Below are 13,589 nucleotides of genomic sequence, written 5' to 3' on the forward strand. Positions count from 1 at the left end.
ACACCCCGCCGGAGTAACGGCGAGTATCGGCAGGGTGTCAGTTCACGCCTTCATCGACGAGTCGACCCGGAATGGCAGCTACCTGCTCTGTGTGACGATCGTCGAGCCCTCCCGTCTCACGTCGGCACGAAAAGAACTGGTCGGCCTGCTCCTGCCCGGGGCGCGGGAGATCCACTTCAAGAAGGAAAAACAACCACGGCGACGGAGCCTGGCGGACCGCATCGCGGGACTGGGCATACCGGCCCATGTCTACACGGCGCCCTGTACTCCCAGGACTGAGGAGATGACGAGGCAGCGATGCCTTGAACGGGCCGTGCGCGACCTACTCGAAGTTGGGGCACATCGCCTGGTCTTCGACAGCCGCGATCTGCGTGACCGCCACGACAAAGTGACACTCCAGCGCGCTCTGGGCGCACACCCGTCGAAGACGGAACTGACCTATGAGCACATGGATTCAGCCGCGGAGCCGCTGCTGTGGATCTCCGACACCGTCGCGTGGTGCCATGGGGCGGGAGGCGACTGGCGCAGGAGGGTCTGCTCGGCGGTGGCGCGGGTCATCGAGCTGTGAACAGCGCAAAGCCCGTGAGACGACCGTCCGGACGCGTCACGGGCTCACTTCTCGGCCCCACCGGGGCCTCGCGCTACCTAGTGTAGGCGACCGAATCCTCGTTGTCCACATTTCCCAGGTTCAGCGGCGGTGGTGGGCCAGCCAGGCCCGGCCGTAGGCCTCCCGGTGCCGGTCCGCGCACGCGGCCCACGAGAACTCTTTCGCTCTTCGCTGCGCGGCGGCAGCCAGCGCGGCCCGGCGCGACGGGTCGTCGAGAAGTTCAGAGAGTGCCACCGCCACGTCACCGGCGCCCACGCCGCAGTAGGCGACCGCGTCACCGCCGACCTCGGGCAGCGACAGCCGCCTGGTGGTCAGCACACAGGCTCCGCAGGCCATGGCCTCCAGCACCGGCAACCCGAACCCTTCCCCGAGGCTGGGGTACGCCACCAGGTCCGCACCGCCGAGGAATCCCGCCAGCGTCTCGAACGGCAGATAGCCGGCGCGGATGACGCGCAACCGCAACGGGGCCGCGTCGAGGGCCTTTTCCACCTGCGTGTCCCAGCCGGGCTGGCCCGCGAGCACCAGGGCCGGCGGGTCGGGCCGGTCTTCGACCGCCTTCACGAACCCGCGAATCAGGGCCGGCACGTTCTTCCGCGGTTCCAGCGCCCCGAGGAAGGCGATGTAGCGCATCCGCTCGACACCGATCGCTTCCCGGGCGGCCCGGACCTCTTCGGGCGATGGCGGATGGAAACGTTCGACGTCGACGCCGTGCTCGATGATCTCCATTCGCCGCGGCCGCACCTTGGTCACCCTCGCGAGTTCGGCCGCGGTCGCCTTGCTGGGCACGACGCATACCGTGGCGCGTCGCAACGCGGTCAGCGTCCATGTCCGGAAGAAGCGGGCCTTGACCGACGAGTGCAGCACCGCGTCGGTGAAGAACGTCGCGTCGTGCAGGGTCACCACGGAAGCGACCGGGCTCGCCAACGGCATCGTGTAGTGCGGGGAGTGCACCACATGGACCCCGAGACGCCGGGCCAGCCTGGGCAACGTGGTCTGCTCCCACGCGAGCCGGGCCGTCCTGGTCGCCGTCGACTGCACGGTCGGGATGATCCGCGAGCGCGGGGCGAGTTGATGGTAGAGACCGGCGTCGCGCGGCTGGCAGACGACGCTGATCCGGCCGTCGTCCGCGTCGAGTGCCTGCACCAGGGAGTCCACATAGCGACCGACCCCACCTCGGTCCGCGGGCACGGCGGTGGCGTCGATCAGTACGCTGGGTTCGCCTCTTCCCACCCGTGAAGGGTACGACCCCCGGAACCCGTGCCGGTCAGGAACTCACAAACTCACATTCATTGTGAATACGCCAGACCGCAATTGCCGCCTTATGCCAACTGAACCCGGAAGCGCGTTCGCGGCCCAGCGCGGCCAGTTCCGCCCGTCGCGCCGGTGCGTAAACGATCTCTCGCAGGGCCGTGGCCAGCGCTTTCGCGTTCCCACGGGGAACCACGACGCCGGCCGCTCCCGCGACTTCGACGAGTGCGGGCGCGTCCGAGTGCACCACGGGCACCCCGGCCGCCATGGCTTCCAGGACCGGTAGGCCGAAGCCTTCGGCGAGACTCGGCGCGGCGAGCACGGTCGCGCGGCGCAGCACCGCCGCCAGTTCGTGATCCGTCAACCGCCCGAGTACGACGGCGTCTCCGGTGTCCACCCGTCCCCAGCCCGGCTGGCCTGCCAGCACCAACGGAACATCGACCTCGCGCATGGCCTCGACCAGGACGTCTATGCCTTTGCGCGGCTCGATCGTGCCGATCGCCAGCACATAGCGATCGGGAAGTTCGACGGGGAGGTGTTCCTCCGCGGCGATCTCACCGGTAAAGGCGGCGGCCACGCCGTGCCCGGCCACCCGTATCGGCACCGCCACGCCGACATGCCGCCGCAGATCCTCGGCGACCGCGTTGGTAGGGACCACGAGTCCGGTCGCCCGCCGGGCGGCGCGAGTGATCATGGAACGGTGCCAGGCGACCCCGCGAGGCGTGAGAGTTCCGGGGTGGGTCCAGGGCACGGTGTCGTGCACGGTGATCGAAAGCGTGTGCCGGCCGGGCTTGGGCGGGGCCAGCGGTGTTGGCGCGTGCACCGCGTCACCACCAGGCCAGAACGGGATCCCGAGTTGCCAGGCGAGAGTCAGCGCTTTCGGTGGCAGGGGCAGCACGCGCGGGCCGGCAACCCCTTCGACCTGTGCTTTCGCCACATCCGCATGGCGCGCGACGACGCTCGAAACCACCCAGCCCTCCGGCGCGGTCGCCGCCAGCGCTCGCAGGAGTTCGGCGGTGTAGCGCCCGGTCCCGCCCGGGACCGGCGCCAGCAATTGCTCGGCGATGACCACTAGTTCCGGCACGGCCCGTATTGTGCTCGCCGTGCCGGAACGCACGACGGTCGTGGTGGTCACCTGGCGTGGCGCGGGCCATATCGCCGCGTGCCTGGACGCGCTGGCCGCCCAAGAACGTCCACATAGGACATTGGTGGTGGACAACGCGTCCGACGACGGTACGGCGCGGCTGCTCGCCGGCCACCCGTCCCGCCCGCGAGTCGTCCGGCTGCCGCGCAACGCCGGTTACGCGGGTGCGATGCAGGCCGCCCTGCCCCTGGTCGATACCCCCTTCATGGCCTGGCTGAACGACGACGCGGTACCGGCCACGGACTGGCTCGCCCGTCTGGAAGACGCCATCGGCTCGGCCGCCGCGGCGACTTCCCGGCTCGAGTACGCCGACGGCACGCTCCAGTCCCTCGGCGTCCGCCTCACGCCGGACGGCCACGGCGCCGACACCACCGCGGTCCCCGCTTTCGGTTTCTGCGGTGGCGCCGCCTTGCTGCGGACGGACGTTCTCCGCGCGGTGGGCGGGGTGCCCGCCGGATTCTTCTGCTATTACGAGGACACCGACACGGCTTGGCGGATCCGCCTCGCCGGCCACGCCATCGTCGCCGTTCCCGGCGCGCGGGTGACTCACCGCCACGGCGCGACGACTCGACCGGGCTCCCGCTCGTTCCACCGGTGGAACGAGCGCAACCGCTTACTCACCCTCTTACGTTGCGCTCCCGCCGGTGTCGCTGTGCGTGAGATTTCCCGCTTCGCCGTGCTCACCGCGCTCTTGCCGATACGTCAAGACGTTCCGGACGCCGAGAACTTCCGCGTCGGCCTGCGGTGCGGTGTACTGGCCGAGGTCCTGCTGCGCCTGCCCTCGGCACTGCGTGCCCGGCGCGCCATCACCCGGCGGTCGGAAGTCTCCCGGCGCAGCGTCTGGCGAACCTGGGCCACACCGGTTTCTCGAGAAGGCTGATCCACCGCTTCAGACAGCGGGGCGTCAGCGTCGTGTGCGCGCTTTGTCAGCGACCCGCGTCAGCCTTCGGGTGCCTGAAGACGCCCTCGAAATCCAAGGAGCTTCAATGCACACCCCTGTCACGATCATCGGCGCCGGACTCGGCGGACTGACGCTGGCCCGCGTCCTGCACATCCACGGTATTCCGGCGACGGTCTACGAAGCGGAACCCTCCCCGGAGGCGCGCATGCAGGGCGGGATGCTCGACATCCACGACTACAACGGGCAACTCGCCGTCGAGGCGGCAGGCCTGATGGAGGAGTTCCGTGGCCTCATCCTGGACGGCCGCCAGCAAATGCGGCTCCTCGACCGGGACGGCACCGTCCTGTTCGACAGAGCCGACGACGGCACGGGTGGACGCCCTGAGGTGCAACGCGGCGAGCTGCGACAGATGCTGCTCGACTCACTCCCGGCCGGCTCCGTCCGGTGGGGTCACAAGGTCACCGGCGTCCGCACCCTCGACGAGGGCCGCCACGAGGTGACCTTCGCCGACGGCACCACGGTCGTCGCGAACCCGCTGGTCGGCGCGGACGGCGCGTGGTCACGGGTCCGGCCGCTGCTGTCCGGTGCCACCCCCGAGTACGCAGGCACGTCGTTCGTCGAGACCTACCTGTTCGACGCCGACACCCGCCACCCGAGGAGCGCCAAAGCGGTCGGCGGCGGGTCGATGGGCACTTACGCGTCGGGCAAGACGATCATGGCCCACCGGGAAAGCGGCGACACCCTGCACACCTACGTGATGCTGAGCAGGCCGCTGGACTGGTTCGCCACCATCGACTTCACCGATGCCGCGGCGGCCGCCGCGCGGGTCGCGCGCGAATTCGACGGCTGGGCGCCGGAGCTGACCGCGCTGATCACCGATGGTGACACCGCACCGGTCCTACGCCCTCACTACACCCTGCCGATCAAGCACCGCTGGGACCGCGTACCCGGGGTGACTCTGGTCGGCGACGCGGCCCACCTCATGGCCCCTAACGGCGAGGGCGCCAACCTGGCCATGCTCGACGGAGCCGAACTCGGCACCGCCATCGCCGAGCACCCCAAGGACATCGAGGCCGCCCTCACCGAGTACGAGCAGGCCATGTTCCCCCGGAGCACCGAGATCGCCATCAAGAGCGCCGAGTTCGGCGAGATCCTCTCCGGCGCCGACGGCGAGAACCCGGCCCAGATCCTGATCGACGCGTTCACGGCGCTCACCGCGGGTGAGCGGACCACCTGAGCCACGGCACCGCCGCCCGCTAATATTCGGGGCCATACATCGAGGAGGTCGCGAGTTGGCTCCGGGGGAAACAGCAGAAGCACCACTGCCGCTGGTCTCGGTGATCGTGGTGAACTACCGCGGCGCCGCCGACACGATCACCTGCCTGCGCGCGCTCACCGAGGGCCTCGATTATCCCCACCTGGAAATCCTGTGCGTGGACAACGCGTCCGGCGGAGACGATCTCGCGCGTCTGAAAGCCGTTCCGGGCGTGAAGATCATCGCTTCGGAGCGCAATCTCGGCTTCGCGGGCGGCTGCAACCTGGGGGCGGAACACGCACAGGGAAGCGTGCTCGCCTTCCTCAACAACGACGCTCGCCCGGACCGTGAGTGGGTGCGGGCGGCGGTCGCCGAATTACGCGCCGAGCCCGGCGTGGCGGCCGTGGCGAGCAAGGTGCTCGACTGGGAGGGCACCGCGGCGGACTTCGTCGACGGGGGCCTGACCTGGTTCGGCATGGGTTACAAGCGGCACGCGGGCAGCCCGCTCGCCGACGTACCCGCGGCCGAGCACGAGCAGCCCAAGGACGTGCTCTTCGCGACCGGCTCGGCGATGTTCGTGCGCGCCGGGGTGTTCGCCGAAGTCGGCGGTTTCGACGAGCGCTTCTTCATGTTCTACGAGGACGTGGATCTCGGCTGGCGGTTGAACCTGCGGGGCTGGCGGGTGCGCTACGTGCCGGCCTCGCTGACCTACCACCGGCATCACGGGACGATGTCCGAAGTGGACTCCCCGGACACCGGCCGGGAAACCTTCCTGTTGGAGCGCAACGCCTTGGCCGCGCTCTACAAGAACGTTTCCGACGAAACCCTCGCCAAGGCGCTTCCCGCCGCGCTCGCCCTCGCGGTGCGGCGCGCCACCGCCCGGGCGGGTCTGGACGGGACCGAACTCGATCTGGCCCGTGGTACCGGCCCGATCGACACTTCCCCCGTCGAGGTGCCGAGGACCATGCTGGCCGGTGTTCTCGGCGTGGACCAGTTCGTCGAGCTGCTGCCCTCGCTGGCCGAGTCGCGGGCGGTCGAGCAAGCCGCCCGCGTCCGCACCGACGCGGATCTGATTCCCTTGCTGCGCAAGGCATTGGAGCCCGCCTATCCCCTGCCTCGCTACCTCGCCGCGCACGACATCCTGGTCCAGGCGTTCGGCATCGAAAAACTCTTCGGGCAACGGCGCCGTGTCCTGGTGATCACCGGGGACGCCATCACGGACCGGATGGCCGGTCCGGCGATCCGCGCGTGGAACATCGCCACGGTGCTCTCCGCCGAACACGAGGTGCGGCTCGTCACGGTCAATCCGCTGGCCGCGCCTCCGCCCGCGCCGTTCCCGGTGAGCGCCGCGCGCAAGCGGGACCTCACCGAGCCGGTCGAGTGGGCGGACATCGTGATTCTTCAGGGCCATGTACTCGAGATGGCACCGGCGCTGAAGAAGTCGCACAAGATCGTCGTCTGCGACCTCTACGATCCGATGCATCTGGAGCTGCTCGAACAAGGCAAGAGCGCGCCGGACGACAAGCGTTCCGCGGACCTGGCCGGGGTCACCAGGGTCCTCGACGCGCAACTCGAACGCGGCGACTTCTTCATCTGCGCGTCCGAACGGCAGCGGCTGTTCTGGCTGGGGCATCTGGCCGCGCTCGGCCGTCTCTCCCCACGGCTCTACGACGCCGATCCGACAACGCAGTCCCTGCTCGCGGTCGTCCCGTTCGGACTCTCCCCCGAACCGCCCGTGCGCACCGGGCCGGGCCTGCGGACCGCGCTCGGCCTCGCCGAAACCGACCGCGTGGTGCTGTGGGCCGGTGGGGTCTACAGCTGGTTCGACCCGCTGACCCTTATTCACGCGATCGCGAAGCTGAGCGACGAGCACTCCGACGTGCGACTGGTCTTCCTCGGCATGCGCCACCCCAACCCCGAGGTCGCCGAGATGGACATCGGCGCGCGCACGGTCCGGCTCGCCGACACGCTCGGGCTGACCGGCAAACACGTGTTCTTCAACGAGCAATGGGTGCCCTACCACGAGCGGCAGAACTGGCTGCTCGACGCCGACTGCGGGGTGACCACGCACTTCGAGCACGTCGAGACCACCTTCGCGTTCCGCACCCGGGTGCTGGACTACCTGTGGGCGGGACTGCCGATCGTCACCACCGACGGTGACGCCTTCGCGGACCTCGTGCGCCAGGAACGGCTCGGGGTGGTCGTACCCGCCGAGGACCCGGCCGCGCTCGCCGAAGCACTGAAACGGGCGCTCTACGACGCTGATTTCGCCGCCGGTTGTGTGGAGCGCATCGCCAGGGTCGCTCAGCGGTACGCCTGGCCGAAGGCACTGGAACCGCTGGTGGAGTTCTGCCGCGACCCGCGCCCGGCCGCGGACCGGCTCCCCGGCGCGGAGGATCTGGTGGTCGCCGCGCCCTTGAGCGGCGGCCAGGTCATGCGGCGTGATCTCGCCCTGATCCGCGAGTACCTGGCCGACGGCGGGCCGAAGGAGCTGGTGCGACGGGTCGCCGGGCGCGTGCGGAAAGTGGCGCGCGGGCGTGGTTGACCCCAGACCCGCCGGCCCATCGTCGCCCGCATCGAAGGCGCTTCGCACGAGAACGAAGCCGCTGAAGGTCCTGCTGGACGGCACTCCGCTGCTGGGAAGGCGGACCGGGGTCGGCCGGTACACCGCCTCGCTCGCCGAGGAACTGGCTTCACTGTCCGATGTGGACATGCGCGCCGTGGCGTTCACACTGCGCGGCTGGCGGCGGCTGCGGTACGTCCTGCCGCACGGCGCCCGTGCCCGCGGCATGCCGGTTTCGGCACGGCTCCTGCGGGCGTGCTGGCTGCGTTCGTCGTTTCCACCGGTCGAGTTGTTCGCCGGCCTCGCCGATGTGGTGCACGGCACGAACTTCGTCCTGCCCGGGACTCTGCGCGCGGCGAGCGTGCTCACCGTGCACGATCTGGCCTTCCTCGACGCGCCGGACGAACTGGCCCCCAGCGACCGGGATCTGCCCGCCCTCGTCCGGCTCGGCGTGGCCAGGGCGAACGTGGTGTGCACGCCGACCGCGGCCGTCGCCGACAACGTGGCGTCCCGCCTGGACGTGCCGCGGGAGAAGGTCATGGTGACGCCGCTGGGCGTGGACGCGGCGTGGTTCACCGCCAGGACTCCCACCCCCGAGATGCGCCAACGCCTGCGGCTGCCGTCGGAATACCTGCTGTTCGTCGGCGCTTCGGGGCCACGCAAGGGGCTCGACTGGCTGCTCAAGGCACATGCCGCCGCGCCGGATCTGCCGCCGCTGCTGTTCTCGGGACCTGGGCCGTTCGCGATGTCGGACCGGGTCCGGCACTTGGGCTACCTGTCCGATGTCGACCTTCGCCAGGTGGTCGCGGGCGCGTCGGCGCTCGTCCTGCCCTCGCGGGACGAGGGGTTCGGGCTGCCCGTTCTGGAGGCCCTGGCGTGTGATGTCCCGGTGGTGTGCACGGATGTCCCCGCGCTCCGGGAAATATCCGGTGGCTACGCGCGGCTGGTCCCCTACGCCGAGGTCGACGCACTTGCCGAAGCCCTGCGCGCCGCCGTCTCCGAACCGCGCCTCGCGTCCGAATCCATCGCTCGCCGGGCCCACGCCGCCGCCTACACCTGGCGCCGCTGCGCGGTCACCACGGTTGCCGCCTACCGCACCGCCGCCGGCCGGTAGCCCGGGGCCTGTTTTGGGAGCAAGGGGCGTTTACTACGGATAGTCCGTAGTAAACGCCCCTTGCTCCGCAACGCCTACCGAAGCGGCGGGAGCAAGGCGGCGACGGCGGCCCGCAGTGGTTCGAGATCGACGTCGGTCTCGAGCGTGCTTTCCTCGGGCCGTTCGGCCAGAGGTTCGCCCACCCCGAGCAGAGCGCCGATCAACACGGGGTAGACCGCGCGGCCGAGAAGCCGCTGGGCGATCTCATGAGCCGCGCCGGTGTCGACGCCGTAGCGCTCGACCACGAAGTCCGCCAGCCGCTGTTGCGGGATCTCGAAGATCGACTCGTAGTACTCCGCGGCGACGCCGGGCAGCCGTTCGGCTTCGGCGATGCCCAGTCGCAGCGTTCGGAGCGCCGAATTCCACAACTGGACCTGGAGGAGCCGGCCACAGAACCGCGCGATCGCCTCCGCGGGGTCGTCACCGTACTCGGCCGGGGTCCGCAGCAGCTTCCCGAGATAGAGCTCACGCACCAACGTCATGACGGCGCCGAACAGCTTGTCCTTGTTCTCGAAGTGCGCGTACAGCGAACGCTTCGAGGTCTTCGCCCGCGCGGCCACCACGTCCATGGAGGTCCGCTCGAAACCCAGCTCGATGAACACGTCCTTGGCCGTCCACAGGATGTGTTCCCGCAGCCGCTCGCCCCTGAGCGCCATGACAGGTGCCTTCCTCGCAAAGGAAACGGTACAGTAGAGTTTACTTAGGTCCAACGTGCGCCAGGGAGCTTCACATGATCGTTACCACCACTCCAACCGGGACCATCGGCAGCCAGGTCGTCGACCGTCTGATCCACGCGAACGAACAGGTCCGGGTCATTGTCCGTGATCCGTCCCGGCTGCACCCCACCGTCCGCGACCGTGTCGAGGTCGTCCCCGGCTCACATGACGACCCCGAAGTGGTGAACAAGGCCTTCGCGGGCGCCGACGCGGTGTTCTGGCTGGTTCCGGCCGACCGGCAGGCGCCCAGCGCGCACGCCGCCTACGTCGACTTCGCACGCCCAGCCGTCGAGGCGTTCGTCGAGCACGGCGTCGGACACGTCGTCGGCGTCTCGGCCCTCGGCCGCGGCCTGCCCGTCGCCGAGCACGCCGGGTACGTCACGGCCACCCTGGCCATGGACGACCTGATCGCGAGCCGCGGCGTGAACTACCGCGCCCTGACCAACCCGGCGTTCATGGACAACACATTGCGCTCGGTACGCGCGATCAAGACCGAAGGCAGGTTCGGCTCCCCGGTGGCCGGCGACCGCAAGATGCCGACGGTAGCCACCCGCGACATCGCCGCCGCGGCCGCCGGCCTGCTGCTCGATCGCGACTGGACCGGCTTCGCCGAAGTGCCGTTGCTCGGCCCGGAAGACCTGTCGTTCAACGAGATGGCCGAGATCATCTCCGACACGCTGGGCATCCCGGTCGGCTATGAGCAGACCCCGGCAGACTCCCTCAAGGACGACCTGCTCGCCTACGGCTGGTCCGAACCGATGGCGCAGGCCATGGTCGACATGTTGCTGGCCGGAAACAACGGTCTGAACGAAGGTGTGACCCGTACGCCGGAGAACACCACCCCCACCACGTTCCGCCAGTGGTGCCAGGACGTGCTCAAGCCCGCCTTCGACGCGGCGTGAACCTGACGACAACCGAGGAGATACCGATGAAACTGATCTGCGTCGAGGAACACGCCACCGACCCGGCGATCACGCGCGCCTCAAAGTCCACAATGGACAGGGATGCGCCCTACCTGCGGTGGCAGAGCTCACCCACCGCCACCGCCGCGCCACGGGACCGGCACCGGCCGGTCGTGGTGGAGATGGGCGAAGCCGTGCGACTGAGCGCCGATCTCGGCGACAACCGGCTCCGCGACATGGACGCCCACGGCATCGACGTGCAGATCGTCTCCTACAGCAGCCCCGCTCAGTTCGCGCCGGCCGACGAGGCCGTACCACTGACCCGAGCGGCCAACGACCGGCTGGCCCAGGCGATCGCCGCTCACCCAGACCGGTTGAGCGGTTTCGCGGTGCTGCCCTGGCAAGCCCCTCTTGCCGCCGCCGACGAACTCGACCGGGCGATCACCGAGCTCGGCCTGAAGGGCGTGCTCATCGTCGGGCGTCCGGGCGAGACGTTCCTCGACGATCCCCGGTACGAACCGGTGCTGCGCAAGCTCACCGACCTGCGGGTACCGCTCTACCTGCACCCGTTCTATCCACTCCCCCAGGTCCAGCAGGCCTACTACGCCGGTCTGCCGGAGGAGGTGACGGCCGGCTTCTCCCTCGGCGGCTGGGGATGGCACCACGAAGCCGGCGTCCACCTGCTGCGGCTGATCCTGTCCGGGGTCTTCGAACGATTTCCCACCTTGCAGGTCATTAGCGGGCACTGGGGTGAGATGGTGCCGTTCTACCTGAGCCGGCTGGACAGTGTCCTTCCGACCAGCGTCACTGGCCTGTCGAGGACCATCACCGAGACCTACCGCGGCAATGTGTGGGTCACGCCCAGCGGCATGTTCGACGCGCCGCACTTCCGGTTCATCCGCGACACCATCGGCATCGACCGCCTCCTCTGGTCGGTCGACTACCCGTATCTCACGCTCGACGGCACGCGAGCCTTCCTCGAAGGCCTTCCCATCAGCGACGAAGAAAGGGAAAAGATCACGCACCGCAACGCCGAAGCCCTCTTCCGGATCTGACCGGCCGGACGACGGGCGACGGCAGACAAGAGGAAGGGCTGTTTACTACGGACTATCCGTAGTAAACAGCCCTTCCTCCACGGCTACTCGAGAAAACAGTCGATTATCAACTGGTGGCCAGGGTCTCGGTGGAAAGGTATTCGTGCAGCGCTTCCCGCCAGGGGCGTAACGGAGTCAGCCCGGCGTCGCGCCACGACTCGCCCGAAAGCACCGAATAGGCGGGACGTGGGGCGGGACGGGGAAAATCCGCCGTGGTGCACGGCCGGACGCGGTCGGGGTCGGCACCGATCTCGGAGAAGATCGCCCGCGCGAACCCGTACCAGGTGACTTCGCCCGCTCCGGTGCAGTGCAGGATCCGGCGCCCGGGAGCCGCGCCATCGACGATGCGGCGGGCCAGTTCCAGCAGACCCGCGGCGAGATCGGCGGTCCAGGTCGGGGAACCACGCTGATCGTCCACAACGGACAGTTCAGCGCGTTCGGCCTCCAGCCGCCGGATGGACCGCACGAAGTTCGAACCGCCCGCACCGTAGACCCAGGCTGTCCGCACGATCCACGCCTGTGCGCCGGAGCCGAGCACCGCGTCCTCACCCGCGACCTTCGTGCGGCCGTAGGCGGTTCGCGGGTTCACCGCGTCCTCCGGTTCGTACGGTCGCTCGGCGTCACCGGAGAACACGTAGTCGGTCGACACGTGCACCAGCGGCACCCGGCGTGACGAACAGGCGGCCGCCAGCACCCTGGGCCCGTCCGCGTTCACCGCGAACGCCCGCCGCTCGTCGGTTTCCGCCGCGTCGACGGCGGTGTAGGCGGCCGCGTTGATCACGACCGGCGCGCGCCCGTCGGCGTCCGACTCCTCCGCCAGCGTGCTCACCGCGTGCACGATCGCGCCGGTCTCGGTCAGGTCGAGCTCCGCGGAGCCCGGGGCCCGCACCTCGGCCTCCGGTGACGCCAGCGCCGCCAGCGCGGTGCCCAGCTGGCCGGTCCCACCGGGGACCAGCACGCTCAGCGGGGTGCGTTCGCCCGTCATCACTCGCCCACCAGCACGGCCCGCTCCTTCAGCGGCTCCCACCACGATCGGTTGTCCCGGTACCAGGCCACCGTCTCCTCGATGCCCCGCTCGAACGGAATCCGCGGCTGGTAACCCAGCTCGGTGGCGATCTTGGTGATGTCCACCGAATAGCGCCGGTCGTGTCCCTTGCGGTCGGTCACCGGCTCGACCATCTCCCAGCCGACCCCCACCGCCGCGAGCAGACGCTCGGTCAGCTGCCGGTTGGTCAGTTCGGTCCCGCCACCGATGTTGTAAATTTCACCCGCCCGGCCACGTTCGGCCACCAGGTTGATGCCGTGGCAGTGATCGTCCACATGCAGCCAGTCCCGGACGTTCAGCCCGTCGCCGTACAACGGGACCTTCCGCCCGTCCAGGAGATTCGTGACGAACAACGGGATGACCTTTTCCGGGAACTGGTACGGACCGTAGTTGTTCGAACACCGGGTCACGCAAACCGGGAGTCCATGCGTGCGGTGAAACGCGCGCGCCATGAGATCGGACGACGCCTTGGACGCGGAATACGGCGAATTCGGCTCCAGTACGTGGTCTTCCGACCACGAACCGGTCTCGATCGAGCCGTACACCTCGTCCGTTGAAACATGCACGAAACGGCTCACTCCGGCTTCCAGGGCGCACTGCAGCAGGGTTTGCGTGCCGAGCACGTTGGTCAGCACGAAGTCGGCGGACCCGTGGATGGACCGGTCCACATGCGACTCCGCCGCGAAGTGCACCACGAGATCCATACCGGACACCAGCGTCGCGACCACGTCGGTGTCACAGATGTCGCCGCGCACGAACCGCAGCCGCGGGTCCGCGGCGACCGGTGCGAGGTTGGCCTCGTTGCCCGCGTAGGTCAACTTGTCCAGCACCGCCACCTCGGCGCCGGTCAGCCACGGGTAGGCCCCCGACAGTATCTGCCGGACGAAATGGGACCCGATGAAACCCGCTCCGCCGGTCACCAGTACCCGCATCGACACCCTCCTGGAAAAGTTTTGCTCGG

12 protein-coding genes are annotated in these 13,589 nt (G+C 69.2%); 7 read left to right on the forward strand and 5 right to left on the reverse strand.

The annotated features are described in order from the left end of the window. Positions 1-34: 34 nt before the first annotated feature. Positions 35-568, forward strand: a complete 534-nt coding sequence (locus ACFSXZ_RS37540; RefSeq protein WP_378270934.1) for a hypothetical protein — start codon at positions 35-37, stop codon at positions 566-568. Positions 569-688: 120 nt separating this feature from the next. On the opposite strand, the gene ACFSXZ_RS37545 is transcribed toward ACFSXZ_RS37540, so the two are convergent. Beyond that, the gene (locus ACFSXZ_RS37545) at positions 689-1,837 is read right to left on the reverse strand and encodes a glycosyltransferase family 4 protein (protein WP_378270936.1); all 1,149 of its coding nucleotides are present in this window, start codon (positions 1,835-1,837) and stop codon (positions 689-691) included. 34 nt (positions 1,838-1,871) lie between these two features. After that, positions 1,872-2,939 carry a glycosyltransferase family 4 protein gene (locus ACFSXZ_RS37550; protein WP_378270938.1) on the reverse strand — a complete coding sequence of 356 codons (1,068 nt, stop codon included), beginning with the start codon at positions 2,937-2,939 and terminating at the stop codon, positions 1,872-1,874. Between ACFSXZ_RS37550 and ACFSXZ_RS37555 the strand changes: the two genes are divergently transcribed. The 4 genes from ACFSXZ_RS37555 to ACFSXZ_RS37570 all read left to right on the forward strand — a co-directional run bounded on the left by ACFSXZ_RS37555 (position 2,920) and on the right by ACFSXZ_RS37570 (position 8,832). Beyond that, the gene (locus ACFSXZ_RS37555; RefSeq protein WP_378270939.1) at positions 2,920-3,879 is read left to right on the forward strand and encodes a glycosyltransferase family 2 protein; all 960 of its coding nucleotides are present in this window, start codon (positions 2,920-2,922) and stop codon (positions 3,877-3,879) included. The two genes, ACFSXZ_RS37550 and ACFSXZ_RS37555, sit on opposite strands and share 20 nt — an antisense overlap. Positions 3,880-3,985: 106 nt before the next feature. Then, positions 3,986-5,137, forward strand: a complete 1,152-nt coding sequence (locus tag ACFSXZ_RS37560; protein WP_378270940.1) for an FAD-dependent oxidoreductase — start codon at positions 3,986-3,988, stop codon at positions 5,135-5,137. Positions 5,138-5,192: 55 nt separating this feature from the next. After that, on the forward strand, positions 5,193-7,700 hold the full coding sequence (locus tag ACFSXZ_RS37565; RefSeq protein ID WP_378270942.1) for a glycosyltransferase: 2,508 nt from the start codon (positions 5,193-5,195) through the stop codon (positions 7,698-7,700). Positions 7,701-7,761: 61 nt separating this feature from the next. Next, positions 7,762-8,832, forward strand: coding sequence for a glycosyltransferase family 4 protein (locus tag ACFSXZ_RS37570; RefSeq protein WP_378271068.1), 1,071 nt, complete (start codon positions 7,762-7,764; stop codon positions 8,830-8,832). A gap of 74 nt (positions 8,833-8,906) precedes the next feature. Here the strand turns inward: ACFSXZ_RS37570 and ACFSXZ_RS37575 are convergent, their stop codons facing one another. Beyond that, on the reverse strand, positions 8,907-9,527 hold the full coding sequence (locus ACFSXZ_RS37575; protein ID WP_378270943.1) for a TetR/AcrR family transcriptional regulator: 621 nt from the start codon (positions 9,525-9,527) through the stop codon (positions 8,907-8,909). Between the two features lie 74 nt (positions 9,528-9,601). Between ACFSXZ_RS37575 and ACFSXZ_RS37580 the strand changes: the two genes are divergently transcribed. After that, entirely contained in the window at positions 9,602-10,489 is an 888-nt protein-coding gene (locus ACFSXZ_RS37580) for an NAD(P)H-binding protein (RefSeq protein WP_378270945.1), read from the forward strand. Between the two features lie 26 nt (positions 10,490-10,515). Continuing rightward, on the forward strand, positions 10,516-11,544 hold the full coding sequence (locus ACFSXZ_RS37585; protein WP_378270946.1) for an amidohydrolase family protein: 1,029 nt from the start codon (positions 10,516-10,518) through the stop codon (positions 11,542-11,544). A 106-nt stretch (positions 11,545-11,650) separates the two neighbouring features. On the opposite strand, the gene rfbD is transcribed toward ACFSXZ_RS37585, so the two are convergent. Both rfbD and rfbB read right to left on the reverse strand, forming a co-directional pair. Beyond that, positions 11,651-12,568: a dTDP-4-dehydrorhamnose reductase gene (gene rfbD / locus ACFSXZ_RS37590; RefSeq protein ID WP_378270947.1), complete on the reverse strand. Its 918-nt coding sequence runs from the start codon at positions 12,566-12,568 to the stop codon at positions 11,651-11,653. Beyond that, positions 12,568-13,560 carry a dTDP-glucose 4,6-dehydratase gene (rfbB, locus tag ACFSXZ_RS37595; protein ID WP_378270948.1) on the reverse strand — a complete coding sequence of 331 codons (993 nt, stop codon included), beginning with the start codon at positions 13,558-13,560 and terminating at the stop codon, positions 12,568-12,570. Before rfbB ends, rfbD begins: the two co-directional genes overlap by 1 nt. Positions 13,561-13,589: the final 29 nt, after the last annotated feature.

It is taken from the genome of Amycolatopsis pigmentata (genome assembly GCF_042684065.1).
GTDB lineage: Bacteria > Actinomycetota > Actinomycetes > Mycobacteriales > Pseudonocardiaceae > Amycolatopsis_E > Amycolatopsis_E pigmentata.